This is a genomic window from Streptomyces bugieae (assembly GCF_036352915.1).
Classification (GTDB): Bacteria; Actinomycetota; Actinomycetes; order Streptomycetales; family Streptomycetaceae; genus Streptomyces; species Streptomyces endophytica.
Window position 1 is genome coordinate 12,186 of record NZ_JAZBJP010000006.1, and the last position, 23,731, is coordinate 35,916.

The 23,731-nt window shown below is 67.4% G+C and carries 19 protein-coding genes and 2 pseudogenes; 4 read left to right on the forward strand and 17 right to left on the reverse strand.

Features of this window, described 5'->3' with window-relative positions; all coding sequences use genetic code 11:
* Nucleotides 1-46: 46 nt before the first annotated feature.
* Genes V2J85_RS14195 through V2J85_RS14210 form a run of 4 tightly spaced genes read right to left on the reverse strand, consistent with a single transcriptional unit; the run spans nucleotide 47 to nucleotide 7,856 of the window.
* Nucleotides 47-1,123, reverse strand: coding sequence for a Wadjet anti-phage system protein JetD domain-containing protein (locus V2J85_RS14195; RefSeq protein ID WP_330821767.1), 1,077 nt, complete (start codon nucleotides 1,121-1,123; stop codon nucleotides 47-49).
* Entirely contained in the window at nucleotides 1,120-5,634 is a 4,515-nt protein-coding gene (locus V2J85_RS14200) for a coiled-coil domain-containing protein (RefSeq protein WP_330821768.1), read from the reverse strand. Before V2J85_RS14200 ends, V2J85_RS14195 begins: the two co-directional genes overlap by 4 nt.
* A gap of 9 nt (nucleotides 5,635-5,643) precedes the next feature.
* Nucleotides 5,644-6,444 carry a hypothetical protein gene (locus tag V2J85_RS14205; protein WP_330821769.1) on the reverse strand — a complete coding sequence of 267 codons (801 nt, stop codon included), beginning with the start codon at nucleotides 6,442-6,444 and terminating at the stop codon, nucleotides 5,644-5,646.
* Nucleotides 6,441-7,856, reverse strand: a complete 1,416-nt coding sequence (locus tag V2J85_RS14210; protein ID WP_330821770.1) for a hypothetical protein — start codon at nucleotides 7,854-7,856, stop codon at nucleotides 6,441-6,443. The genes V2J85_RS14205 and V2J85_RS14210 overlap by 4 nt, the downstream gene beginning before the upstream one ends.
* 244 nt (nucleotides 7,857-8,100) lie before the next feature.
* On the opposite strand from V2J85_RS14210, the gene V2J85_RS14215 reads away from it, so the two are divergent.
* Complete coding sequence (locus tag V2J85_RS14215) at nucleotides 8,101-8,490, forward strand: VOC family protein (RefSeq protein WP_330821771.1); 390 nt, start codon at nucleotides 8,101-8,103, stop codon at nucleotides 8,488-8,490.
* A gap of 436 nt (nucleotides 8,491-8,926) precedes the next feature.
* On the opposite strand, the gene V2J85_RS14220 is transcribed toward V2J85_RS14215, so the two are convergent.
* The 4 genes and pseudogenes from V2J85_RS14220 to V2J85_RS14235 all read right to left on the reverse strand — a co-directional run bounded on the left by V2J85_RS14220 (nucleotide 8,927) and on the right by V2J85_RS14235 (nucleotide 13,755).
* On the reverse strand, nucleotides 8,927-9,601 hold the full coding sequence (locus tag V2J85_RS14220) for a helix-turn-helix domain containing protein (protein WP_330821772.1): 675 nt from the start codon (nucleotides 9,599-9,601) through the stop codon (nucleotides 8,927-8,929).
* 32 nt (nucleotides 9,602-9,633) lie between these two features.
* Nucleotides 9,634-11,796: a hypothetical protein gene (locus V2J85_RS14225; RefSeq protein ID WP_330821773.1), complete on the reverse strand. Its 2,163-nt coding sequence runs from the start codon at nucleotides 11,794-11,796 to the stop codon at nucleotides 9,634-9,636.
* 21 nt (nucleotides 11,797-11,817) lie between these two features.
* Entirely contained in the window at nucleotides 11,818-12,423 is a 606-nt protein-coding gene (locus V2J85_RS14230) for a helix-turn-helix domain-containing protein (protein WP_330821774.1), read from the reverse strand.
* A gap of 476 nt (nucleotides 12,424-12,899) precedes the next feature.
* Nucleotides 12,900-13,755: pseudogene (locus V2J85_RS14235) on the reverse strand (IS5 family transposase).
* Between the two features lie 170 nt (nucleotides 13,756-13,925).
* Between V2J85_RS14235 and V2J85_RS14240 the strand changes: the two are divergent.
* Nucleotides 13,926-14,543, forward strand: a complete 618-nt coding sequence (locus V2J85_RS14240) for a hypothetical protein (protein ID WP_330821775.1) — start codon at nucleotides 13,926-13,928, stop codon at nucleotides 14,541-14,543.
* 113 nt (nucleotides 14,544-14,656) lie between these two features.
* Nucleotides 14,657-15,591 (forward strand): IS5 family transposase gene (locus V2J85_RS14245; RefSeq protein WP_419836784.1). Its coding sequence is split into 2 segments (ribosomal slippage): nucleotides 14,657-15,034 and nucleotides 15,037-15,591, totalling 933 coding nucleotides; the frame shifts between segments, so codons are not numbered across the junction.
* Nucleotides 15,592-15,598: 7 nt separating this feature from the next.
* On the opposite strand, the gene V2J85_RS14250 is transcribed toward V2J85_RS14245, so the two are convergent.
* Both V2J85_RS14250 and V2J85_RS14255 read right to left on the reverse strand, forming a co-directional pair.
* Nucleotides 15,599-15,823 (reverse strand): e9imm peptide, encoded by a 225-nt coding sequence (locus V2J85_RS14250; protein ID WP_330821776.1) that lies wholly within the window; start codon nucleotides 15,821-15,823, stop codon nucleotides 15,599-15,601.
* 131 nt (nucleotides 15,824-15,954) lie between these two features.
* Nucleotides 15,955-16,338, reverse strand: a complete 384-nt coding sequence (locus tag V2J85_RS14255) for a winged helix-turn-helix transcriptional regulator (protein ID WP_261958258.1) — start codon at nucleotides 16,336-16,338, stop codon at nucleotides 15,955-15,957.
* A 173-nt stretch (nucleotides 16,339-16,511) separates the two neighbouring features.
* Between V2J85_RS14255 and V2J85_RS14260 the strand changes: the two genes are divergently transcribed.
* Nucleotides 16,512-16,862 (forward strand): RidA family protein, encoded by a 351-nt coding sequence (locus tag V2J85_RS14260; protein WP_330821777.1) that lies wholly within the window; start codon nucleotides 16,512-16,514, stop codon nucleotides 16,860-16,862.
* Between the two features lie 60 nt (nucleotides 16,863-16,922).
* Here the strand turns inward: V2J85_RS14260 and V2J85_RS14265 are convergent, their stop codons facing one another.
* From V2J85_RS14265 to V2J85_RS14295, 7 genes and pseudogenes are all read right to left on the reverse strand, one after another.
* Complete coding sequence (locus V2J85_RS14265; RefSeq protein WP_261958256.1) at nucleotides 16,923-17,897, reverse strand: helix-turn-helix transcriptional regulator; 975 nt, start codon at nucleotides 17,895-17,897, stop codon at nucleotides 16,923-16,925.
* Nucleotides 17,898-17,975: 78 nt separating this feature from the next.
* Nucleotides 17,976-18,917, reverse strand: a complete 942-nt coding sequence (locus V2J85_RS14270) for a VOC family protein (RefSeq protein ID WP_330821778.1) — start codon at nucleotides 18,915-18,917, stop codon at nucleotides 17,976-17,978.
* Between the two features lie 89 nt (nucleotides 18,918-19,006).
* Nucleotides 19,007-20,134, reverse strand: a complete 1,128-nt coding sequence (locus V2J85_RS14275) for an FAD-dependent monooxygenase (protein ID WP_330821779.1) — start codon at nucleotides 20,132-20,134, stop codon at nucleotides 19,007-19,009.
* A gap of 76 nt (nucleotides 20,135-20,210) precedes the next feature.
* A complete protein-coding gene (locus V2J85_RS14280; RefSeq protein ID WP_330821780.1) occupies nucleotides 20,211-20,360 on the reverse strand; it encodes a hypothetical protein in 150 nt (49 codons plus the stop codon).
* A 42-nt stretch (nucleotides 20,361-20,402) separates the two neighbouring features.
* A pseudogene (locus V2J85_RS14285) lies at nucleotides 20,403-21,262 on the reverse strand (IS5 family transposase).
* A 14-nt stretch (nucleotides 21,263-21,276) separates the two neighbouring features.
* The gene (locus V2J85_RS14290) at nucleotides 21,277-22,467 is read right to left on the reverse strand and encodes an IS110 family RNA-guided transposase (protein ID WP_330821781.1); all 1,191 of its coding nucleotides are present in this window, start codon (nucleotides 22,465-22,467) and stop codon (nucleotides 21,277-21,279) included.
* Nucleotides 22,468-22,825: 358 nt separating this feature from the next.
* Nucleotides 22,826-23,266 (reverse strand): hypothetical protein, encoded by a 441-nt coding sequence (locus tag V2J85_RS14295; RefSeq protein ID WP_330821782.1) that lies wholly within the window; start codon nucleotides 23,264-23,266, stop codon nucleotides 22,826-22,828.
* Nucleotides 23,267-23,731 lie beyond the last annotated feature (465 nt).

Below are 23,731 nucleotides of genomic sequence, written 5' to 3' on the forward strand. Positions count from 1 at the left end.
GAGTGCGAGCGCTCACGCCCTGTCCAATCGTCACGCGCAAATCCAGTCAGTTGGGGAATCCGAGGCCGTCCCGCCACTCACTCGTATCGACGCGCGCCTGCAGAGCGCGCGTACCGACTGCCTCTTGCGCAAGCCGACAGCCGGTGGTGAGAAGGGACGCTGCCCGCGTTGCCAGGGGCTCGGGGAGCCAGCTGGCGAGATCATTGGCCTTCCCCACGGCGAGTGGCGCTTGGCCAGGCTGGGGCGCCCCTATGTCGAGCAGTAACCGGTACAGGCCTGTCGCCGGATGTACGGGAGGCAGCCTGTGCTGCGCAGCCTTTCGGTGTGCACTGGCTGGGATCCGGAGCCCATCGGCGTCGATGTCACCGAAGTATGCGATCGCCCGTACCTCTGTCATGTCGAGGACTGAGGCAACCGATGCCTCGAATGCCGCCCCTGCGCCCCAGGCCACCCAGCCGACATCGCCGGGGTCGGCAGTCAGCACGCGAGTGAGGGTGTCGAAGGTGTCGGCATTCTCCACCACGAAGAGGACGGGGCCCTTTCCGGTCCGGCGGGCCGGCAGGGGTGGGTGCGCGCGGAAGGTGCGTAGGAGTTCAAGCGTGAGCCGGCCTGGTGCAAACAGGGAGGTTCCGAGCAGGGTATCGAGGCGCTTCTCGTGTCCGAGGACTTCGAGAGAACGTTCCCTCAAGGGTGAAACGTCGTCGTCGCGGCCGCAGTCACGCAGCCAGTCGTTGATTGAGCGCAGGACGCCTATCTGTCCCAGCGTGAGGCGAGCTGAGGCTGCCCAGGCAAGCTCGGGGCGCCACGCGATCGTGCGGGCCAGTGCTGCTGCTGTGGACGAGGGTTGCGGAGCTGGCAGCGTCACGCGAGTCGGCAGTGCGGGGGCTGCTGACGTGTCCCGGGAACGGGAGAGGTTGATCAAGCCCACGGCGGCGAGCGCTTCGAGTGCCTCAGCGAGGTCTGTGCGGCGGCTGGGGCGCATTGCGGAGGCGGCGTCGGCGATCGCGAAGATCGTCCACAGTTCTGCGAGGGTGAGAGTTCTTCGCGGCCATTCTTCCAGCGCTGCGGCGAGCCTCAGAGCTCGTGGCGACAGCATGACGTCGCCTGATATCGAGGGATTCACTGCGTCTCCGTGGGCCGACGGTAGACACGGGTTGCAGTGACCGTGCCTGGCGCTTTGTCAGGGAGGCCGGATTCTTCGTCCTCGTATGGATCGGGCAGTTGGGCGCGCACGGTGTCGGCGACTCGGATGTGCTTGAGTCCGGCCCGCAGGTCGGCGTCGTTGCGCATCCGGATCCACAGGGGGAACGCTGCCAGGGCGCGGTCGTCGGACAGTCCAGTGGTGTAGATCAGCTGCACACCCAGGGCTGAAGCCACGCCTTGCTGCAGGTCGAGGAGGTAGGACGCGCTTGCCTTGCCGATCGGGTTGTCGAGGAACAGTACGCCGGAGTGGCGGTTGCGCATCTGGCCTCGTTCGTTAGCTCGCAACGCTGCCATGGTGCAGTACAGGATGATCGCGGCAGTGAGTTCTTGTCCTCCGGAGAACACACTGTTCATCTGCTCGACGGGGACGCGCTCGTCACGCAGGACAGAGTCCGGCTTGAGTACTTCGACGGTGAAGCCTTTGGGGACGGCTACCTCGGCAGAGCGCAGCAGGAGTGTGATGCCGTCGCGCTTTGGGGCACTGCCGCGGGTTCCGATCTGGCGGGTCGCTGTGGCGGCAGCGATGTCGTCGACCAGTTCGCCGATGCGGGCGGCGAGCAAGCTCGGGTCGGGGTCGGTAAAGCGGATGCGGAGGAACTCCTTGTTCTCCCAGTCTCCGAGTCCGGAGGGTAGTTTCGACAGCCGTGATGCGGTGCGTAGGGTTTTGAGCGCCCCGTCCGTGAGCGCGGCGAGTCGCTCGACGATGAGTTTGCGGTGCTTGCCGGCGTGGTCCAAGTCGGCGTTCAGCGTGGCGAGCCGCTGTGCAAGCTGTTCGGCGAATTCTGTGGCGCGGGCGCCCAGCTGTTCGCGTCCCAGGCTGATGATGGCCCGTCGGGCAACGTTCGTCATTGTGTCGAAGCGAGTTCCGCTGACGAAGTGGACTGCGGCAGCGATGAGGTCGTTTAGCTCATGGTCGACGGCACGTGCGGCGGCGCGGGCTTCACGGAGATTGCGCCGCAGCCGGTCGGATTGCTCGCGAGCGGTCTCTACCGACTGTTCGTAGGGCTCGGCAGTGTTGGGGACCGGTTCCGTGGCGGAGGACGGCCCCGCCAGTGAGCTGGATGTGTCCTCAAGGGTCGCTTGTATGGGTTGGAGCACTTCTCGGAAGCTACGGGCGGCTTCACTTGCCTGCTGGGCCTGGCGCTGCAGGTCTGTGGCGTGCCGTGTCACGGTCTCCAGGGCTTCTTGTGCGGCACGATGTTCGGCCTGTGCGGTCACCAGGAGCTGGCGTCCCTGCTCTACGGAGGTCGGGCGGCGTGTCTCGGGGAGAACGATCCACACGTTTCGGTCACGTTCGGCGCCGGGGCTCGCGGCGCGCAGCTCACTGCGGAGCTGTCCGATGCGTTCAACCGCTGTGCTGATGGCCGTGGTCAGTCGCTGCTTCTCACGATTTGCCTGGGCGATTGCGGCCTGCCGGCTGGCGCGATCGGTGCCAGCTGCTGTGGTGAGCAGTCGTTCGGCTTCGGTAATGACTTCGGGTGTGAGGCTTTCGACGTCGGTGCGGCGCCGGGCAGCCTCAGCCATGGCCTGGTCTGCCTGTGACAGCAGGTCCTGGCCGACCTCAAGGCTTCGGTAGACGTCGGCTGCTGCTGCGTAAGCCTGCTGGAGAGCCAGCAGGCTTTCCCTTGGAACGGCCGCAGCCACCTCGCCGCTGGAGGTGACAACTTCGGCTGCAGCGGCGAGGTGGCGCTCGGCTCGGTCGCGGGCGTTTTCCGCCTTCCGCACGGCCTCCTCGGCCTGCTCCAGCTGCTTTTCTCTCTCTGCCGTCGCCTCGTCTACGGTGCGGCGAGCTGATTCTCTGGCCTGCTCCAGCTCTCCCGCTCTTCGCTGCGCGTCGGCAGAGCGCTCCACTTGTGCCGCGAGGCGTTCGAGGACGCCTGCGGTGTCCGCGACGCCCCTCTCCTGTGCACGTAGTTCATTAAGTCGTATGGAGCAGCCGTTCTCGCGTTCTGCCCACGATTCCACTTCTGTAGTTGCTGCTGTTGTCTGTGCCTGGGCTGTGGTGACGGCGGCGTCGGCAGCGAGGACCTGCTCGGTCAGGTCGGTGAGACGACCGGCTGGGCAGGCGTTGCGCCAGGCAGCCAGTTCCGCAGCAACATCTCGGGTGCGACGTACCGCCACGTTGAGCGTCTCGATGTCCTGGCCGCGGTGGTCCATGTCCTCTCTCAGCTCCGCTCGGCGGGCCTCGGCCGCTGCCTCGTCGAACATCGCCGGATTGGTGTCGAGGACGAAGCGAGTGCCGGTCAGCTCGGCTGCGGTGAGGAGCTGCACGCCGCTGCCGACGGCGATTGCGGCTGTGGGCAGTAGCTGTGCTGCCTCGATGGCGGCACGGGCTTGCGACAGCTGCGTGGCGTCGACAAGCACAACCCCGTCTGCGAGTTCGGGATGTGCAGCGATGAGTAGGGCACGCTCGTCGGCGGCGGCGTTTTGTGCCAGGTACCGCCAGCCGGTGTGGGCAGAAATGCCTGAAGCGCGCAGGACCTCGACAGCGGCCTCGGTCTCGGGTCTGGCTGGTAGCAGGCCCCCGTCACCCAGGGCGGTCAGCAACCGGAGGTCGTTGTTCTGTGCGCCGCGCAGGCCGTCCAGGCGTTCCTCACGAATGCCAATGTCATCGGCAAGCTGACGGGCGAGTGCTTCGGCCGACGCGTCGAGGGCCTGGGTGTCGAGGTTGTCCACCGCCAGGGCTGCGAGGACAACTTCGTCCCCGGCGAGCCGGGAAGCCCGGGTAGTCAGATGCTGCAATTGCTGTGTCAGCGGCTCCCGCTCGCGCTCTTTGCCCAGCAGTACCTCGGCGGCCTTCCGCGCGCGAGCCTGGGCAGCCTTCAGCTCCCTGGCGACCTCGGCAGCATCACGTTCCGTCGCGGTGAGCGCCTCACGCAGCCTGGTTGCGTTCCTTCGCGCCTCCGCAGCGGCAGCTGGCACGTCAGTGCCAACCAAAAGGAACCCCTCGGAGACGGCCTGGTCCACTGCGCGGGCAGTCTCTGTGACCTCAGCCAGGGCAGACTTCTGCTCACTGCGGGCCTTCTCTTCAGCGCGCAGCGCGGTGGTTCGCTGCTCGTCCGCCTCGCCAGCGGCCACCTTGTGCTCTTCGGCCTCCTGATTGTGCTGCTGTGCTCGCGTGCGGTCCTTGGCTGCCTCGTCATGCAACTTCGCCAGGAGTTGGGCTGCCGCCGTGTCGCGTGCAGCCAGGGCGGGCCGTGCGTTCTCTTCGGCGTCGGTGATCTGTTGCGTCACTGCCTGAGCATCAGCGGCTGCTTGATCGCGTGCTTCGACTCTCTCGCACGCCGCCCAGCCAGCCAGCTCGAGCTCGGTGGCAGCAAGCCCGTCTCGGGCGGCGTTCTGCTGTTCCTCTGCGACCGCGAGTTCGAGAACAAGCGTCTGCCGACGGATTTCGTTGACGACATCACGCGTCCGGTCACGGTCGCTCTCGGACGTACTGGCTTTGGCTGCCGCGGTTTCGTAGTCGGTGCTCAGCCGTCGGGCAGCAGCCTGCTCAGCAGCGTGCCTGGCTGCAACTTGAGCACTGAATGTCCGAACGCCCTGCTGGCTGTGCTCCAGCGTCGCTCGCGCCTGTATGGTTTTGGAATATGCGGTACCGACCGGGCGTAGGGCGGCCACGGTGCCGTCGGCGAAGTCGCGCTCCAGCAACATCGCCGAGCGATCGCCGACGGTGGTTGCGTAGCTATCGAAGTTTTCCGCCACGCTGACCGCATCGGCCGGGTCCATGACGACTGTGAGCAGCCAGTCGACGAACTCCTTGCTGCTCTTGAACTTGAACGCGCTGGCTGCCTCCCCTTCATCGGCGTTCATCTGTCGCTGGATGGCGAACAGGTCGGGTTCGATGCGCAGGCTGCGCAGATGCTCGAGCCACTCCCCCTGGTGGGAGCCGATCCAGGCCAGCTGGGTGGCTGGATGGCTGCGGTCAATCTCCTCCAGCGCTTCCTGAAAGCCTCCCAGCCTTAAGCGGCGGCCGTCGGCAGTGAACGGCAGCGTGGCCACCTCTACGGCGGCGGTGGGGCGCAGTGACCACCATGCCTCGCTGAGCTTGCGGCCGTCGCTGGTGCTCTTGCGACGCCACTGGTAGGTCTTTCCCGTGACGACCCGCTCACCGGTTTTGACGTGCATCCATTCCAGGACGACATGCCCGGCGTCGTCGCCCACGACGAATTTCTCTATCACGTCGGACGCGCCGCCGAGGGTGTTGCGTTTGCCGGGAAGGATCACGGAGAACAGCAGTTTGAGCAGCACACTCTTGCCGCCGCCGTTTTCCAGTAGGAGCAGGCTGTAGGGGCTGGGGCGGCGCGGCGGTGCATCGAACAAGGTGCCTGCGCCGATGGGGGCTCCCACATCGGCGAAGTTCAAAGTGACGTCGGTGAAGCGGGCTCCCCGTGGGCCGACGCCGAACATGCGCACTCGGTTGAGTTCGTACACAGCCGTCCCCTACAGCTTGGCAATGTCGTCGGGTGCCCATTCGACGGCGGCCAGCGTGCCCGTCCCGTCGGTGATTGCGGTGATGCCGAGTGCCAGAAGCTCCTCGAACATGATTGCGCCGGCCTCCCGGACCTGCGCCCGATAGCGCGGCGTCGTGCGGTAGGTACCGCCCCGTGCGTCACCGGTGCGTACGAGCAGGCCTTGGTCGGCGAGGAAGGCGACTGCTTTGCTGACGATGCCTGTGGTGGAGCTGGCAAGTTTGCGTCCGTCACCGGTCGCTCCGGTCCGGGCGCGGCGCGCATAGACCCGCCACACCGTCTCCAGCCCCGGCCGGTCGCTGGAGGGGTCGGTGTCCTCTCCTTCGGCCGTCGCGCTCTCGGCGAGCGCCGTTGCAGCCTGCCGTACGAAGGCCTCGACTCCCTCTACGGTGATCCGGCCGAGGTAGCTTTCGTCGGCCAGATCGGCCGGCCGGGGGAAGGCAAGGGCGGCGGCACCCAGGTGAGCCAGGGCGTGGAGCACCCGCTCGTGCGCTTTCCCCTCGCCGCCGGTTCGGCGGGCGTAGTCGGACATCCGGATGGCGAACACGCTCTCTTCAGTAGAAGCGACGACCGCTCCTGTGCGCTCGGTGACCTCGAGGATGACCAGGTCCAGTCCACGGGCAACGGCGGCGGTGACGGCGGCGAACTCGTCGTCGGCACGGAAGCGCCGCACGAGCCGCCGGTATTCCTCGTCGCGGGAAGGAACGAGTTTGGGCCGCAGTCCGAACCCGATCAGGCGTGAGGCTTCGGCTGCGGTATCTGAGGCGCTCATGCGGCTCCCCTCTCAGGCGTGGCAGGGGTGAGGTCTGCGGTAAGGGCACCCATGGCTGCCCTTTCGCCGTCCTCGCCAGGACTGGCGGGATGGCACAGACTGGCCCGGGCAACGATGAGGTCGGCGCCGGCGAATTCAGGGTCGCTCAGCGGAGTATCGTCATTAACGGCGATGAGGACCGAGGCCGCACGGTGCCGGATGGCGGGGCCGATCTCTTGCGCCGCGAGTGCGAGAACCCGTACCACCACGAGCAGCGGCAGCTCAGGGTGCAGTTCGCGAGCTTCCTCCAGCAGACCGGACAGGCGTCGCGGGGCCTCCACGTCCAGGTCCAGGAGCCATTCCAAGTGTTCGTAGCACTCGTCCGGGAAAGCCGGCAGTTCTGCGGCGTCGGACAGCTCCGGTTCCTCGATCTCGCTCCCCACCACTTCCCGGACCACCGGTGGGGTCACCAGCAAGGTGAACAGGTCAACCAGTCGCAAGGCCGGGCGCACGCTCAGGCCGGCCACCCGCGTGAAGTACGCAGCGAGCACCCCCTCGGCGTCGCGGACGGGCAAGGCCAGTGCGGGCTGTAGCAGTTGAGCGTGCAGGTCGAGGTCGGCTCGTGTCGGCTGCGGTGCGAACGTCTGCCGATCTTGCTCGGCCCGAAAGCGCCGTCCCGCGTTCTGCAGCGCTGCCTGAAGTTGCTCGTGGCGCCGCAGGCAATCACGGACGATCCCGACGAGCGTCGCGGCCTGCTGCTTGCGGACCGGCGTATCGGCTGTGTCCCGCGCCTCTGTGATGTTCACCAGGATGGCATTCTCTGCCCGGCAACGGGCCTCGATGTGCTCAAGCGCCTCCTCGATGAACATCGGCATGGCGGTCAGCCAGTCCACAGTGCGCACGTCGCGGCTGGTCGCCTCGAGCCGCTGGCGCAGCATCTCGCCGTACTGAATCGTCCGGTACCGTGCGGCCTGAGCCGCAGACTGGGCGTCGGACAGCCGACCGCGTCGAATCAGCGTCTCGAGCCGCACATCCGCGGCAATCTGCGCAGATTCGATATCGACCTCCAGCGCGCCGACCAGGACGTTGACCGCCTCATTCGAAGCACGTAGGTAGATCCCGCCGTCGGCTCCGGGGACCTCCTCCAGAAGCTTGAAGTCGAAGTCACGCCGCTCGTAGTGGCCGTCCACGCCCGTAATTCCGTAGACAGCGCGAAAGCCGCGATCAGCCGATCCCACGTTGAGCAGGTTCTCAAGCACCCATCCGGCAGCGTGCTCGTGCTCATCCGCAGAGCGGTCCGGTGCCTGTTCGGCGGCGTACCGGGACAGTTCCTCAACGGTCCGCTCGGGAGAGGCGCCGGCGTCGAAGTCCATAGCGAGGGTCACCAGATCGATCGCGTGCAGTGCAAGCTCGCTCATCTGGTACGCGCTCAAGTCGGCTGTCTGTACTGAGGACTTACGGGCATCTAGGTCGTGCAGCGGTGCTGTGCACGCCAGCGCTTTGATGCGCTGTGCGAATCCGGTGTCTAAGGGTGCAGGTGCGGCATCCACTCTCTAAACGGTAAGGGGGAGCACTGACAACGGGGGCCCGGATGGCCGAAGTTGTCAGCGGCTTTCTTTCCGAGGGGGACGACGTAGCACGATGCTGCCACCACCCGTGCGCGGATATCGTCGGTAGATGACCACTCACTTACGGTGCCTCACCATCCCAGCTCAGGATCCTGCAGCACTCGCCCGGTTCTGGGGCGAGGTCCTGCTCCGCCCGGTAATCGACGGCAGTGACGGCCTTCACCTGCAGATGGTCGAAGGCAATGAGCCGCAGGTCCTGTACTTCCCGCAAGCGCCGATCCAGTCGGTTCCGGGCGGCGGCCCGTTCCTCAGTGTCGGGGCACTATGCGGCACACTCGCCGACGAGGTCGAACGGCTCACTTCCCTGGGCGCCGTGCTCGTCCACGACTCCCCCAGCGATCTATCATCCGTGATGATGACGGACCCAGAAGGCCATCAGTTCATGGTCGAGTTGAGCGATGAGGAGCTCATCGACGACGAACTCGGCCTCATGCGGTAGAAGCGCATTGTCCTGGCAAAGGTGTTGACGCGAAGCGAGTCGAGGATGGCGCCGGGACGTTGGTCGAAGTAGAGGGAAATGCAGCAGGACCCATCGGGGCCCACGGCGGTCCGAGTGCGCTCGGCGGTGGGCACTGCTGTGGTGCTCTGGTAGGGGGCCCTGAGGAAGTGTGCATCGCACGACCGTTCCCTCGAGGAGCGAGTGCCAGGTGATCTCACCGCAGGTTCGCAGGCCCATCTTCGGAGCTTCCCCACGCTCGGCGATTGCCGTCGCACCGCTTGCAGGATGCCTGTCTCGCTGAGCATGGGCCTCCCCTGTTTCGGCTGCGGTCCGCTTCCCCGAGGCCGCGGTTGGCACCGTAGCCAAAACGCACGGCTGGCAGGGCCGAACCGAGCAACCGGTAAGGGGCCGAGGTGCTCATACGCTTGCGTGGGTGTTAGCGGGGTCGCCAGGTGCGGATCTCGAGGTGGGTGATGTGGGCGCCGGGGTGGATGCGGCCGGTCTCCAGGAGCCATTGTGTGACGGCAGCGGTGACGTCCCCACCTGCTGCGTCTGCACGCTGGGCGAATTCGACGGCGTCGAAGCCTCCGGTGGTGGCGGAGCCGTAGGAGCGTTCTTCGGTGTGGTCGGCGCGTTGGATGACGTCGCGGCGGACGCCGGGTGAGTCCGCGCGGCTGCCGGAGGCCAGGGTGAATCCGCTCTTGGGCATGCGCACCGTGAAGGCCAGGCGGAGCCTTTGGCGGGCGGCTTCGGCGATCAGGGGGCGGAGGCGGGCTGCGCCGGAGGCGATGGCTTGGGCTCCGGCGCGGCCGGTGCCGGTGCCGGTGGGGGTGATGAGGACGGCTTTGGTGCGGACGCGGGCGCGGGTGCCGGCGGCGGTGGTGCGGCGGGTGATGTGGGGGGCGGCGAGGGCGGCGAGTTCGGTTGGGTCGGTGATGCCGGCGTGGACGGCGGCGATGACGTGGCGGAGTGCGGGGACGAAGGCGGCGCCTTTGTGGCGTGTGTAGAACTGGGAGACGAGGGAGGGGTCGCGGTTGATGATGTGGGCGATGTCGCGTTTGGTGTAGCCGGCGGCGCGGAGTTGGTCGGAGAGCTGGGCTGCTTCGTTCAACTCGGCTTGAGGGTTGTGGTGTTGGGGTGGCATCAGGTGTCACCGTCGGTGGGGGTGCGGTGGGCGTGGCGTCCGGCGTCGCGCAGGGTGAGGAGTTCGTCTTCGGTGGTGGGGGCGGGCAGGGGGCCGGGCAGGTGGCCTTTGTGGAGGTATTCGCCGGGTTGGCCGTGGTAGGGCCAGTTCTGGGGTGCGGTGAGGTAGATGGCGTCGGTGCGGAAGGCGACGACGGTGCCGGGGGGTGCGTGGAGGGCGCCGACGTGGGTGTTGTCGTCGCGCATGCGCATGGACAGCAGGGCGGCGCGGGCGCCGGACCAGATGGTGGCGGCCCATTCGGGGTGGGCGTTGGGGTCGCGGGCGAAGCCGGTGGGGCGTTGCCAGGTGACGTGGTCGTCGTCGAAGCCGATGATTTCGGCGTCGGTGGGGATGTCGCGTTCGGCGGTGCGGGGGGTGGTGCCGGTGACGGTGCGGGGGCGTTGGGCGAAGGAGCCGATGCCGTACAGGAGCAGGGAGCGCACGGCGCGGGAGGCGAGGTGGGCGGCTTGGCGGTGGGTGGGGTCGCCGTGGAGGGCGGCTTGGGCTGAGAGGGAGGCCCAGGCTTCTTTGAGTTTTTTGGACCAGTCGTCCAGGGGCTTGCCGTCATCCCAGAGCAGGCCGTCGAGGATTTCGACCTTCCAGGGCGTAAGGGGGTTGGACAGGGCGGTGTAGATCTCGGGGCCGCCGGCCCAGGTGGTGAAGGTGGTGCCGGGGGTGCGGGGGTAGTGCCAGGCGCGTTCGCCGGGGGCGGGGGCGGGCAGGATGCCGACGTGGTTCCAGCCGTCGGGGACGGTTACGCGGACCTGCCAGTGGCCGCAGCCGAAGAGGGCTTTGGTCTGCTCTTTGCTGCTCCAGGAGGCGAAGGTGGCGGCGGTGATGCGGCGGGGGGTGCCGACGGGGGATTTCCAGGTGTGCTTGGCGTAGGCGAAGGTGCGGTCGTATTCGACCAGGGCCGGCAGCTGGTCGGGGACGTCGGGTGGCGTGATCAGTTCGGTGCGGCCCTGGCCTGCAGTGGCATGGAGGAGGCCGCGCAGTTCTTCGGACAGGACGGGGTAGCCCTCGGCGAACTGGCCGCGGGCGGGGATGGTGCGGGTCCACAGGTCCCGGCCGGTCTGGGAGGGGGAGCCCATGATGACGGCGTCGGGCCAGTGGGATCGTAGGGCTTTCCACAGCAGGACGAAGGCGTCACGGATGATGGTGGGGTCGGATCCCTCGGTCTCGAACCACTCCCCCACCGAGCGGATCTCGACGTGCTGCTCGCCGCCCTCGCGCTGGAAGCGGGCGACGGGGTGTCGTGCGTGGACGAAGTGGCCGGCCATGCGGTCCTTGCCGCGCCCGGTGTCGGTGCGCCACCCCGGGATGGGGGCGTTCAACCAGGCGGCGACGGCGTCGCGCAGGAACGGGTAACGGCCGGCATCGTGGTGCCAGGGGTCGCCCGCGGTGATGTAGATCCGCTCGACACCGTCCGGGATGGTGTGGAGGACGGCTTGCAGGATGTCGGCCGCCGACCGGCTGCCGAGATCGAGGTGGTGGGTCTGGTCGCGGTAGACCAGCATCCCGGTGGCGGTGTCCAGGAACGCTGTCGAGCGGGCCTGCTGGGTGAAGTTCGGCCGGGTCGAGGCCAGGTTGGCGGTGTGGCCGACCCACCGGTCGCCCTCGGCCCCTTCAGGCAGGGACGGCAAGGACCGTGGGGTCTGGGGCGACTCCGGTAGGGATGGTGGGGTCGCGGGAGCGGCAGGGGGTGGGGCGGGAGGCGTGTCGGTCGGCGCAGTGTTGGGTGGCGCCTGTGTGGCGGAGGCCGCTTGCGGGGATGCGCCCGTCATGGACGGCGCGACCGCACCGGGAGTCGCAGCAGGAGCCTGTGCGACAGGTTCTTCGGCGGGCTGGGCGTGGATTTCCGCGGCTGGTGGGGGCGGCGGGGTCTGGGCGGGGGCGGTGAGGCTGTCCGGTGCCAGGATGGGGGCGATCGCGACGACTTCGGCGAGACTCAGGCCGGATGCCGGTGCGATGCGGTCCGCCTTCGCCTTCTCGTAGGCGGCCAGGGCGGAGATGCGGCGCGCACGCTGCGCCTCGAGCTTGGCGACCTCGGCCTGCTTCTTCTTGATCTCATCGCGCAGGCTGCGCAGCTCGGCGAGAGCAGCGGTGTAGGTCTTGCTGTCCATCGCGATCCCTTTGGCAGTGGGTTAGTTGACGGCGTTGCCTGCAGCGACGTAGGCGATTGCCCCGCCGGAGTGAGAGGTAAGGCGGGTGCCCAGGAGCAGGTTGGCGACGGCGCGGTCCTGGGCTGCGGGGGCAGTCAGGTGCTTTGTGGGGTGATTGAGGTCGGTGACGTAGCCGGCCAGGACAGCGTCGGGAAAGGCGTGACGGCCCTTGGTGTTCTTCTCCCAGCGTTCCAGGCCCGTCAGGACGGCAACCACATAGCCCGACAGGGTCACCGGCAGCACTCCCCCGGCGGCCACGCTCGCCGCGTCACATCTCCACCAGCCGCGCAGCGCCTTGAGGAGATCGTTGGGAGCAAGGGTGGCAGCGAAGCCGATCCAGCTCCGATCCGGATCGTTTGCAGGCTGAGCCGTGTCGACACGCAAGACGGCGACCTCGTTGGCGTCCAGCCTGTCCAGGGGGGCGGGCTGGCGTGCGCGGAGGGCTTGAACGACTTCCAACGGAACCATGACGCGCACCCCCCGGCGGGCAAGGCCCGGCAGCAGCCCGGCGTGCACGAGGCGCCGGAAGGTGGTGACGGCGCAGCCGAGCTCTTCGGCCGCCTGCCCTGTCGTCAGCAGCACTTTCACCACCCTCTTTACATGCGGACTCTGATATCGGATCGGGCTTGATTTTACGAGGTACCTGAAGGCTGGTCAAAGGAGGGCATGCACGTGAGTGGGCCCGGGGCATTGCGCGCCCGGGACGACATCGGGTGTGGGGGCGCAGGTGGTTGAAGCGTGCTTCATCCGCGGCGAGGCCCGTGGCCCCGACTTCAGCAGACGGCTTGCGATGGCGCCGCGACTGCGGCCGGACCTGGGCAGGGGAATCGGGATGCCAGGTGGGTGCTTTCATGGGCGTCCAGGGACCTCCGGTGCGCTGGGAGGGGACAGTGAGCGTACGGCCCCTCCGGTCAGGTTCGGGAAGCGGCCTCCAGCAGGCGCACCACTGGCCGCCAACAGTTGCCTAAGCCTGGAAGACATGGGAGGAGCCGCGGTAGTGGGCTCCTCCTCCCGGTCTGAGTCTCTGCTGGACCTTGGGGACTCGAACGCACTAGGGTCCGTCTTCAAACGGATCTTGCCCAGATCAGGAACGATGTGAGGGTGACCGCTGCTTCGTAGGAGGTGGCGGTCTTCTCGTATCTGGTGGCGATGCCGCGGAATCCCTTGAGCTGGTTGAAGCAGCGCTCGATCACGTTGCGTTGCCGGTAAGTGTCCCGGTCGAACCCTGGCGGTCGGCCGCCGTGGCAACCGCGCCTGACCCGGTGCCGTCGCTGGTCGGTCTTCTCTGAGATGGTGTGCGCGATGCCGCGTTTCCGCAGGTAGGTGCGGAAGCCGCGGGAGCTGTGGGCCTTGTCTGCGATGACCTGGTCGGGCCTGCAGCGTGGTCGGCCCAGGTGCGGGGAACGCGGATGCGTTCGAGTAGCGGGCGTGCGCAGATGCTGTCGTGACGTTGGCCGGGCGTGAGCAGGATCGCGAGCGGGCGGCCCTTGCCGTCGCATGCGAGGTGGATTTTGGTGGTCAGTCCGCCTCGGGATCGGCCGAGGGCGTGATCGTCCGGTTCGTCCGGCTGGTGCTGCCCCCTTTTCGGCCGGTGGCAGCGGCGTGCTGGTGGGCGCGGACGATGGTGGAGTCGATCTGGACGAGCCAGTCGATGTCGCCGGCCGCGTCCGCGTGAGCCTGGATCGTCTGCAGGGCTCGGGTGAACACGCCGTCGAGGGCGTAGCGGCGGAAGCGGGTGTAGACGGTCTGCCATGATCCGTAGCGTTCTGGCAGGTCGCGCCAGGAGACACCGGTCCGGATCTTGTAGACCATACCGTTGATGACCTGCCGGTCCTCCACGCGAGGCCGCCCCGTGGCGGCCCGCGGTATCAGCGGAGCGAGTAACTCCCACTCCCGATCGGTGAGTTCATGACGACATATCACCCCGCCATGATCCAACACCCGATGATCTTTGAAGACGGACCCTAGGGCGTGTCCGGCCGATCATGCGGCTGATCCTGTACCGATCTGATCCGGGAGGTTGGGAGGGACACAAGGAAGCGCCGGGCCGGAGGATTCTTGGCGCGCTGGCCCTGGTAAAACAGTGACTGGTGGGTATCCAGGAGCGCGAGCGCAAGATGTACCGGCCGCTGCGGCGGGCCGGCCTCGAAGTGATCCCGGACGCCGTGCCGGACGGCACGATGCCGTTCGTCTTCGGATATCGCCCCGAGGACATCGTCGGCCGCTTCTCCCACCGCTACGAAACCCCACGGCTCGTCGAGCGTCTCAACGAGGACTGGTACGACCTGGCGGTCTCCTCCGGCCTTCTCGACCACCGGCGCGAGTTCCTCGTCCTGCTTCCCCACGGCACGCACACGCACCAAGCCGCCCTGCAGAAGCGGAGCCAGCCCTATGGCCGCCGTGCCGCACCGGAAGTCTGGACCCGGGTCCGGCTCCTGGACCACTGGGACATCATGGGCCGGGGTGCGGCATCGGCGTTCCTCGGCATACGTGCGGGCCACCCGGGCTTCGGCATGATGGCGCTCGACAGCAGCGTGTACATCAGCTGCTCGACCGGCGAGGTCGGTGTCGACGTGGTCGCGGTGCGCCACCCGGCCCGCTCTGAGAACATCCTGCAGGAGCTGGAATGGTACGCAAATTGGGACTATCCCCGCGCCGACAAGGAGTTGCAGAAGCGGATCGCCGTCTGGCTCGCGGGCCGCGCATAGGGGACCGTCAGCCGTTCCGACCGATGACCACACCTCCCGGCGGCGAGGTCGGCAAGATTGTCGCCGTCCAGCTGATCATGTGACTACTCCGTTGCCGAATCGTTCACGTGGTCATGGGGCGGGGTGACCTCACGGATGCCGAATGGGAGCGGCTTCGGCCGTTTCTGCCTGTCAGTAACGGTCGTTGTGGCAGGTGGCGGGATCACCGGCAGGTGATCGACGGGATTCTGTACCGGGTCCGGACCGGGGTGCACTGGCGCGATCTGCCGGAGCGGTTCGGGCCGTGGAAGACGCTCTATGAGCGCCATCGGTTGTGGTCGGCCGACAGCACCTGGGAACGTCTGCTGCAGCAAGTCCAGGCCGCGGCCGACGCGGCTGGCGACATCGACTGGGACATCTCGGTGGAGTCCACCATCGTGCGCGCCCACCAGCACGCGGCCGGCGCCCGCACCGACCCGCCGCCGGCCCTTGCCGGCTCAAAGGGGGACGAGACGCTGGTACACCAGGACGAAAGTCCGTGGCAGAGCCTCGTCGGCCAGCTGGCGGAGGTGGTGCGGGGGACGAGGGCCTGGGCCGCTCGCGCGGCGGCTTCACCAGCAAGTTCCACCTGAGTGCGGACGGTTTCTGTCGCCCGCTGTCCCTGATCGTCACGCCGGGGCAGCGGGCCGACTGCACCCAGTTCGTGCCGGTGCTCGAGAAGATCCGGGTCCCCAGACTTGGGCTGGGCAGGCCCCGCAAGAAGCCTGACAGTGTCGCGGCCGACAAGGCCTACAGCAATGGTCCTTGCCGTCAGTATCTGCGGCGGCGCGGCATCCGGCACACGATCCCGGAGAAGGCCGACCGCCAGGCCGCCCGCCTGCGCAAGGGATCGCGAGGCGGACGGCCACCGGGGTTCGACGAGGAGCGGTACAAGAAACGCAACACCGTCGAGAGGGCCATCAACAGGCTGAAGAACTCCCGCGCCGTCGCGACCCGTTACGACAAGCGCGGATATGTCTTCCTCGGCACTGTGACCGCGGCTGCCCTGGTCATCTGGCTACGGGCTTGAGGCCCTCTCACAAGGCGAAAGGCCGGTACTCCAGAGCCTGATCGACGACCTCGGGAGCTGTCAGGTGCCGCCCCTTGGGCCAAAAGATCAAGTCGCATACGTAGCCGCTCGGACAGCCAAGGGCCTTGCCCAACGCTTCCATCACACCGCACATCTCGGCATCGTCAACGTGGTCCGCGTCCATGATCTTCTGCACCAACGCAATGGCCGCTTCACGAGCCACCTCCGTCACAGCCACCCCTTCCAGAAGAGGACCAGCCTAGAGAGTCACATGATCGGCCGGACAGCTCCTAGTTGGCTCCTCTGAATCGCGGGCCCCTCCGATCGTCACCCGCAGTCGTCCGCAGTCGTGCGCCGTCGTCCTCAGTCGTCGAAGCGGCGGCGGGCGGTCTCGATGTGGCCGAGGTACTGGTGGGTCCAGTCGCACATTCCGGCGACGGTCGCGCGCAGGGCTCGCCCCGGCTCCGTAAGGGTGTACTCGACCCGTGGCGGCACGGTCGGATGCACGCACCGCTCGATCAGACCGTTGCGCTCCAGCATGCGCAGGTTCTGGGTGAGCATCTTGTGGCTGATGCCCTCGATCTCGTTGCGCAGCGCGGTGAAGCGCAGGGTGCGGTCACCCACGGCTTCGATGATCAGGAACGCCCACTTGTTGGCGACATCCGAGAAGATCTCCCGCGCCAGCGAGTCCGCGCGCGTCAGGTCCGCTTCGTCCTTGGACGATCCCTTGAACTGCTTGGTCACCATGAGGTTCCCCAGTCATCGAAGAAAAGTGCGTTCTTCCATGTCAGAAGCCACTCTCTTATGGTTCCTGAGTAACCACAAGAGACCAAAGGCGTCTCTTACGGCAAAGAAGCAGGCAGCATGGCCATCACCCTGTTGAACCCAGCGGACTGCCGGAGGTCCCCGTCTACCAGCAGGTGTCGATCGCCTCGGGAGCGAAACTGGTCTTCATCGCCGGGCAGGTCGCCTGCGGCGCTGAAGGCACCACGGTCGGTGAAGGCGACCTCGCCGCGCAGGTCGAACAGTGCTACCTCAACATCGGCACCGCCCTGGCCGAGGCCGGCGGCTCCTTCGACGACGTGGCGAAACTGACCGTCTACGTCGTCGACTGGACCCCCGACAAGATGCCCCTACTCCTGGAAGGGGTCACCCGGGCCGCCGACAGGCTGGGAACCACCCCCGTCCCGCCGGCCACGCTGCTGGGCGTAGCGGCACTGGACATCCCCGAGCACTTGGTCGAGATCGAAGCTACTGCGGTCTTCGACTGAACGGCTGGAGTCACGCCTTGGCGCGGAACCCTGACCACCACCAGTTCCAGGGGCGGTTTGCTACCGGCGGGCCGCCGTTTCGGAGGGCAGTTCGTCGAAGCGGTCGCGGTACTCGGCGGCGAAGCGGCCCAGGTGGGAGACGCCCCACCGATACGCGATGGTGCTGACGTGATCGGTGGAGGTGAGGACGTCCTCGCGGATCCGGTCCAGTCGCAGATTGCGCACGTAGGTGAGGGGAGACAGTCCGAGTTGGGCGCGGAATGCGGAGCTGACGGTCCGTGGGCTGCAGTCTGCGGCGGCGGCAATGCCGCTGAGGGTGAGGCGTTCCGAGAGGTTCGTTTCGATGAAGGAGAGAGCCGCGCGTAACGAGCGCGGGTGACTGGGTTGAGGGCCGTCCCGAAGCTCGCCGGTATGCGTATGGGGCTGGGCCAGCAGCAGGGCGGTGGCAATGCACCGCAGCTGGCTGCGCGGCAGCTCCGCACGCTGGAACAAGGGGTCTCCTGAGTCCAGCTGCTCCACGAGGGAATGCACCAGCAGCCGCACCGCCCGGCCCTTGGGTTTGGCCAGGTCCAGGGCGAAGTCGAAGCGTACGGTGGATGTCGGCAGTTGCCCGGTGAGCGCGGCGAACTCCTGGTCGACGAGGGCGGCATCGATCCGCAGACCCAGAAAACGCGTCCGGCTGCGGGCGGGGCGCAGCTCCTGAGTGTCTCCGGGGTTGACGACTCCTGCGGTGGCCTTGTCGAGGGTCGCGTGCAGGCTGCCGCAGGTCGCCGCGATGGCGCCGGAAACACCTATGTTGACGAAGTAGGAGCGGCGGCGGCCGGACGCCGAAGCGACGCGGACGTCGAGTGGCGAGGCGAAGTAGCCGACCGCGAAGTCGGAGGCGGCGACGCCGCGCAGTTCGTGCTCTCCGCTGGCCAGGCCGTCCAGCGGAGAGGTGGTGATCGAGCCGCCGAACAGCCGGGTGGCAGCGTTGAGCAGATCGACCGGGTTGCGAGATTTGGTGATGCGGAACGTGTGCAGGGGAGTGGTCACAGCTTCACCCGTGGACGACGGCGTCATGGTGGGAACTCCTTTTGCGGCCGGACGTTGGCCACCTCGGTCCGAGGACGCTCAGATCGGCGGGGCGACGAACAGCCCGGGGTCGACGTCATTGTGGGACTTGGCGGCAATGTATTCGTTCATCTGGTTGGCCGTGCCCCACTGGTCGGCGCTGGCCGGGTCCGTCAGGTCGAAGAGGTGTGGATGCCAGGTGTCCTCGTCCACGACTTCGAGCTCGGTGGTGTACTCGACGGTGTTGCCCGCCCGGTCGAGGTAGTAACTAAAGGAGTTGTCACCGGCGCGGTGCCGGCCCGGACCCCACAGGCGCTCGATGCCCAGCCGCTGCATCCGGCCCGTGCCGCGCAGGAACTCGTCCACCCCGCGCATCTCGAAGGACGCGTGATGGAAGGCCGCATGCGGACCGCGGACGATGCCGAAGCTGTGGTGACAGGTGTTGCAGCGCAGGAACCACATCATCTCGCCGCGGCTGCCGATGCACAGGGTGTCCGAGAGCCGGAAGCCGAGATGCTTGATGTACCAGGCCACCGTGGCTTCGGGTGTGGGCGAGTTCATCAGCACATGCGACAGCCGCACGGGTATGGACTCCCGTGCCTCGATCGTGCGGTGCCGGCGTGGGGTGACGTCGGCGGAGACCTCCACCACTCGGCCCTCGTTGTCGAAGAAACGGACCGCATAGCCGCCTCCGGGAGTGTCCAGCATCTTCGGTTCCCGCACCAGCTTCACACCCTGCGCGATCAACTGCGCGGCCAGGGCGTCGACATCGGCGGGGTGGGCGGCACCGAAGGCGATGAGGTCGGTGCGCTTCTGCTGGTCCTCGCGCAGCCGCACCACGTACTGCTCCGGGGAGCCTTCGGCCGCCAGGAACGAGACACCCGTGTCACCGGCGGTCTCCGTCAGCCCCCATAACTCGGTGTAGAACTGGCGCTGTTCGGCGAAGCTCGGCATGGCGACATCGATATGCCGCAGGTGGGTGATCAAGCTTGTGTCGCTCATCGGTCACTCCTCGTATGGGGTGGATCGGCTGAGGTGTTCGGTCAGCCGGTCGATGACAGTGGGCATCGACGGTGGGCATCGGATGGAGGTTACGCGGGCTCGGCCATCTGCTGGTGACATGCGTTGACCAGCGGGTACGCCTTGTGGTGATGCTGTGCCTGCTCCAGGCCGACGATCGCCACCGAGGTCTGAACGAGCGTGCGGCATCGCCGTGCACGCCGGTTGACGAACGACTCAAGCCCCGCGCCGACCGACTCATGACACGCGAGTTCGTGGGCCAGCACGAGCCCGTCCTCGATCGCCAGGGCCGCGCCGCTGGCCATCTGCGGTGCCGGCGCATGCGCGGCGTCACCGATGACGACGCCGTTTCCGCGGTTCCAGGCACCCGCCAACAACGCCGTCTGGACCGGGCGGCGTACCACCGACTCCGACGCGGACACCAGAGGGCAGATCTCCTTCACCCGCCCCGGGAAGGCCCCCAGGAGCTGCCGCAGACGCGGGGCGAGTTCGGCATCGGGTAGGGCGCTGTGTCCTACTCCGTTCTCCGTGAGGAACACGTACGCCTGGCTGCCCGAGATGGGGATGAGTCCAGCTGTGTTGACCTCGCCGGCGAACTGATGGATACGCGTGGCCCACGGCGGCCGCGGCACCAGGGCCCGCCAGACCATCTGCCCGTGGTAGTCGAGCGAGGTCGCCAAGCCCAGCAGGGCCCGGACCGACGAGCGGATGCCATCCGCGCCCACCAGCAGCGCGAACTGCCGGACCGTCCCGTCCGAGAACCGCACACGGACCAACTCCTGCTCCTGGTCCACCGCCGCGACCGTCATCCCGTAGTGCACCACCACCCCACTCCGCTCGGCCGTCTCCCGCAGGATCCGGTGCAGTACGGGGCGCGCCATGCCGACCATCGCCGGCCGCTCCGCGCCGATCAGACGCGGCAACTGGACCCGGTCCGCAGACTCGCCGTTCACGTCCACATGTGTGATGCCGGCCATCCCATAGCCCTCGGCCAGACACCTGCCCGCGAGTCCCAACTCGTCCAGCGCGCGCAGCGCAGGGCCGGTCAGGCACAGCCCCCACCCCGACGTCGCCGTCGCCGGGGCGGCCTCGGCGATCTCGACGCGCCACCCCCTGCGCGCCAGGGCCGACGCCGCCGTCAGACCGGCGACACCCGCGCCCACGATCACGGCCGTCCGCGCGCCGCGGCAGCTCTTCATCTACGCCTCCTGAGCACCGAATTCACCGGAACCCTAGAAGCCGCCGCGGCTCCGCCCTATCCGTATCGGGAGGCGGCTATCCGCTTCCGGCAATCGATGAATGGCGGTGGTGTCCCTCGCGGCCACCGCGCTGGCCCGGCTGCGGCATGGGGATTTCGAAGTGGACCGTGTCGACGCCGGGGCCGTGTTCGCCGGTGGTACGGGCGTCGAACACGTCCTTGGCCATGCTGTGCCAGAAGCCTTCGGCTCCTAGGCAGTTTCGTTTGGATCATCGGGCGGACCAGAGGAAGATGCCTGCGATGTGGAGTCCGGCGAGGTGGATGGTTGCGGTCTTCTCGTAGCGGGTGGCGATTCCTCGCCACTGCTTGAGGCGGTTGATGCACCGTTCGACGGTGTTGCGCTGCTTTTAGGTCTCGCGGTCGAAAGCCGGCGGCCTGCCGCCCTGGCTGCCACGTCGCAGTCGGTGCCCGCGCTGGTCGGCCGGAATCGGGATCACCGTCCGGATGCCGCGTTTGCGCAGGTGGTCGCGGATGGCGCGGGAGGAGTACGCCTTGTCCGCCAGGACCACGTCCGGCCGGGTCCGCGGCCTTCCGCGGCGGCGGGGAACGCGCAAGCAGGCCATCACGTCCGTGAAAGCGGGTGCGTCACCAGCCTGTCCGGCGGTGAGAACGAACGCGAGGGGCCGGCAGCGGGCATCTGCGACGAGATGAATCTTCGTGCTCAGCCCGCCGCGGGACCGGCCTATGGCATGGTCGGCCGGTTCTCCGGCTGGGGCCCCTTTTTGCGGGCCCCGGCCGCGTGCTGGTGAGCCCGCACGATCGTGGAGTCCACCGACACGGCCCAGGTCAGGTCCTCGTCCGCGTCGGCCTGCGTCATCGGCGCGGTGAACACTCGCTCCCAGGTGCCGTCGAGGACCCACATCTGCAGCCGGTTGTAGACGCCTCTCCAGTTGCCGTATTTCTCCGACAGGTGGACCCACTGCGTTCCGGTCTGGAACTTGAAGGCGATCGCGTCGATCACCTCCCGATGGTCACGCCAGCGTCCACCCCGCTTCGGCGTCCGGTCCGGAAGCAACGGCTCAATCCGCGCCCACTGCACATCACTTAACGGCACACCGGGACCAACGATTCCTAATCTCGTTGTCAAGCTGCGACGGTGACGGGTGGTATCGCCTCGTAGCACCGTCCGTCACGGAGCAAGGCCCACAAGACATTCACGCGCCGTCGGGCGAGGGCAAGGACTGCCTGGGTGTGCCGCTTGCCCTCTGCGCGCTTGCGGTCGTAAAAGCGACGCGATTCGTCGCAGGAGCGGATGCTGATCAACGCGGAGGTATAGAAGACACGTTGGAGACTGCGACTGTATCTCTTGGGCCGGTGCAGATTGCCGCTGATCTTGCCCGAGTCGCGAGGAGCCGGGGCGACGCCGGCGAACCCGGCGAGACGGTCAGGGGTGCCGAAGGGCGCCATGTCCCCGCCCGTGGCCGCCACGAACTCAGCGCCGAGCAGGGGCCCGACGCCGGGCATGCTCGTGATCACCTCGGCGTGCTTGTGCTCGCGAAACCGGGCCTCGATGAGCTTGTCGACCGCGGTCACCTGCTCGTTGAGGCGCATCACCTCCTTCGCGAGCGTGTGGACAAGCTGAGCCGTCGGCTTCTCGCCGGTCACGCTGGTGTGCTGGCTGTCGGCAGCCGTCACGGCGGCCTGGGCGAGCTCGCCGGCACCGCGGACCTCGCGGTTACGCAGCCACGTTTCCAGTCGGCGGGCTCCGGCCCGGCGGATGGCGGCCGGGGTCTGATATCCGGTGAGCAGGACCAGCGGCCCAGCGTTGGTCAGGTCCAGGGCCCGCTCCAGTGCCGGGAAAATGCCGGTGAGGTGACCTCGCAACCGGTTGATCACGCGAGTGCGGTCCTCGATGAGATCGCGCCGGTGGACTGTGAGGATCTTGAGCTCGGTGACCAGTTCGTCGCCTGGCCGCAATGGATGAAGGTCCCGTCGGACCCGGGCCTGGTCGGCGATGATCGCCGCATCCTTGGCATCGGTCTTGCCTGCACCCCGGTAGCCTTCGGAGGCCCGGTTGACGGCCATGCCGGGGACGTAGAGCGTGTGCTGTCTGTGGCTGAGCAGCAGGTCGATCACCAGGGCAGCCCCACCGTCGGCCAGGTCGATGCCCCAGATGACCTCATCGCCCAGAGCCAGTACGGCAGCCAGCAGCTGCAGGAGCTCCGACTCGTCGTTGGCGACCCGCCTCGACAGGAGTCGCTTGCCGGTCTCGTCGATCACCACGCAGTGGTGATGGGCCTTCCCGGCGTCGATGCCGGCCCAGATCGCTGTCACGCACGCTCTCCAACTCGTTCGTCTCCTGCACCACAGACGACCTCGCTGGCGAGTCCCTACTCAGCGATCGGATCGCAATTCCTCATCAGCAGCCGAGTCGTCGCGGGGTGTCGGGCGGCGAATCGTTGGAAGCCACGGACGGCAGACCACTGAAAGCCACACCCGACACCCCTGGGTGAGCCAACCCTACGAATGGCTCGCTCATCCCGATCAACAAGGTAGGGACCACTGATCCAAACGAAACTGCCTAGGAGCGCTCACGCCACTGACCCAACCCGCCTTCGCTGATGCGGCCCGCGATGAGCTTCTGGCCTCTGTCGTCAGTCACCTGCGCTCTCGCGGCAGCGTTCGCCCAGCGTTATCCAGGACGAAGAACGGGATCGATCTCTGCCAAGACCTCAAGCAGCTGATGTGCCCCCAGTGCGACACGGTCGTCGGTGTCCCGCGACATCTCCTCGCACAGCCGTATCGCTTCGTCCCGGTCGTCGGAGAACACGCCGAATGCATCGACGATTGCGGTGTGGATCCAATCGCTGGGATTCGAATTGGCGACTGCCAGCGCGGACGCGACGATCGTCAGCCCGGCCCTGTCTTTCCGCCGAAGCAATGCTTCCGCGGTCCGCCAGGTGACGAAGGTGTCACCTGGGTCGAGCACAAGCTCCAGCAGAAGCCCGCGGGCCTCCTGTATCTCGGCGAATGCTGCCAGGCTGTGACCGGCATCCGCCCGGTCACGGTAGTCATGACTTCGCCCGAGCTCGCCCAGTGCCACGACAGCTGCATGCCGCAGGTCAGTGTCCACCTAGGGGCCCCCTCCACGATTCCCGTCAAAGTACCAGCGAGGCGCCCTACGGGATGATCGCTGGGTCAGGCTCTGGTCAGCGACGATCACGGTTCGGGCGACCTCAATGCGTGCTTCCAGCACATCGCTCAGCTCAACGGCTGTGTGCTCCAGTCCAGATCTGGAAGTTGAGCCGAATGCTCGCCGGCGGCTGCGCTTGCTGATCAACCGCGCTTCGACGAACCGCCGCTGCTGCCGCCCACCTGGTCCGGCAGGCTTTCGACGCCCACCTGCGCCAGGTCGGCGACCCGGACAGTGTCCAGGTCGTGCCGTTGATGGGGCTCGCCTGCGAGCGCACCACCCCGCAAGAGCAGCTTCGCCGGGACACCGGAGTCGGCTCCGACGAGCTCGGTTCTTGAACCTCCTGTTAGCCACGCCCTGGGGTCGCTGCCTAACCGGGACCAGGATGACAACGTGGCGCGCTGG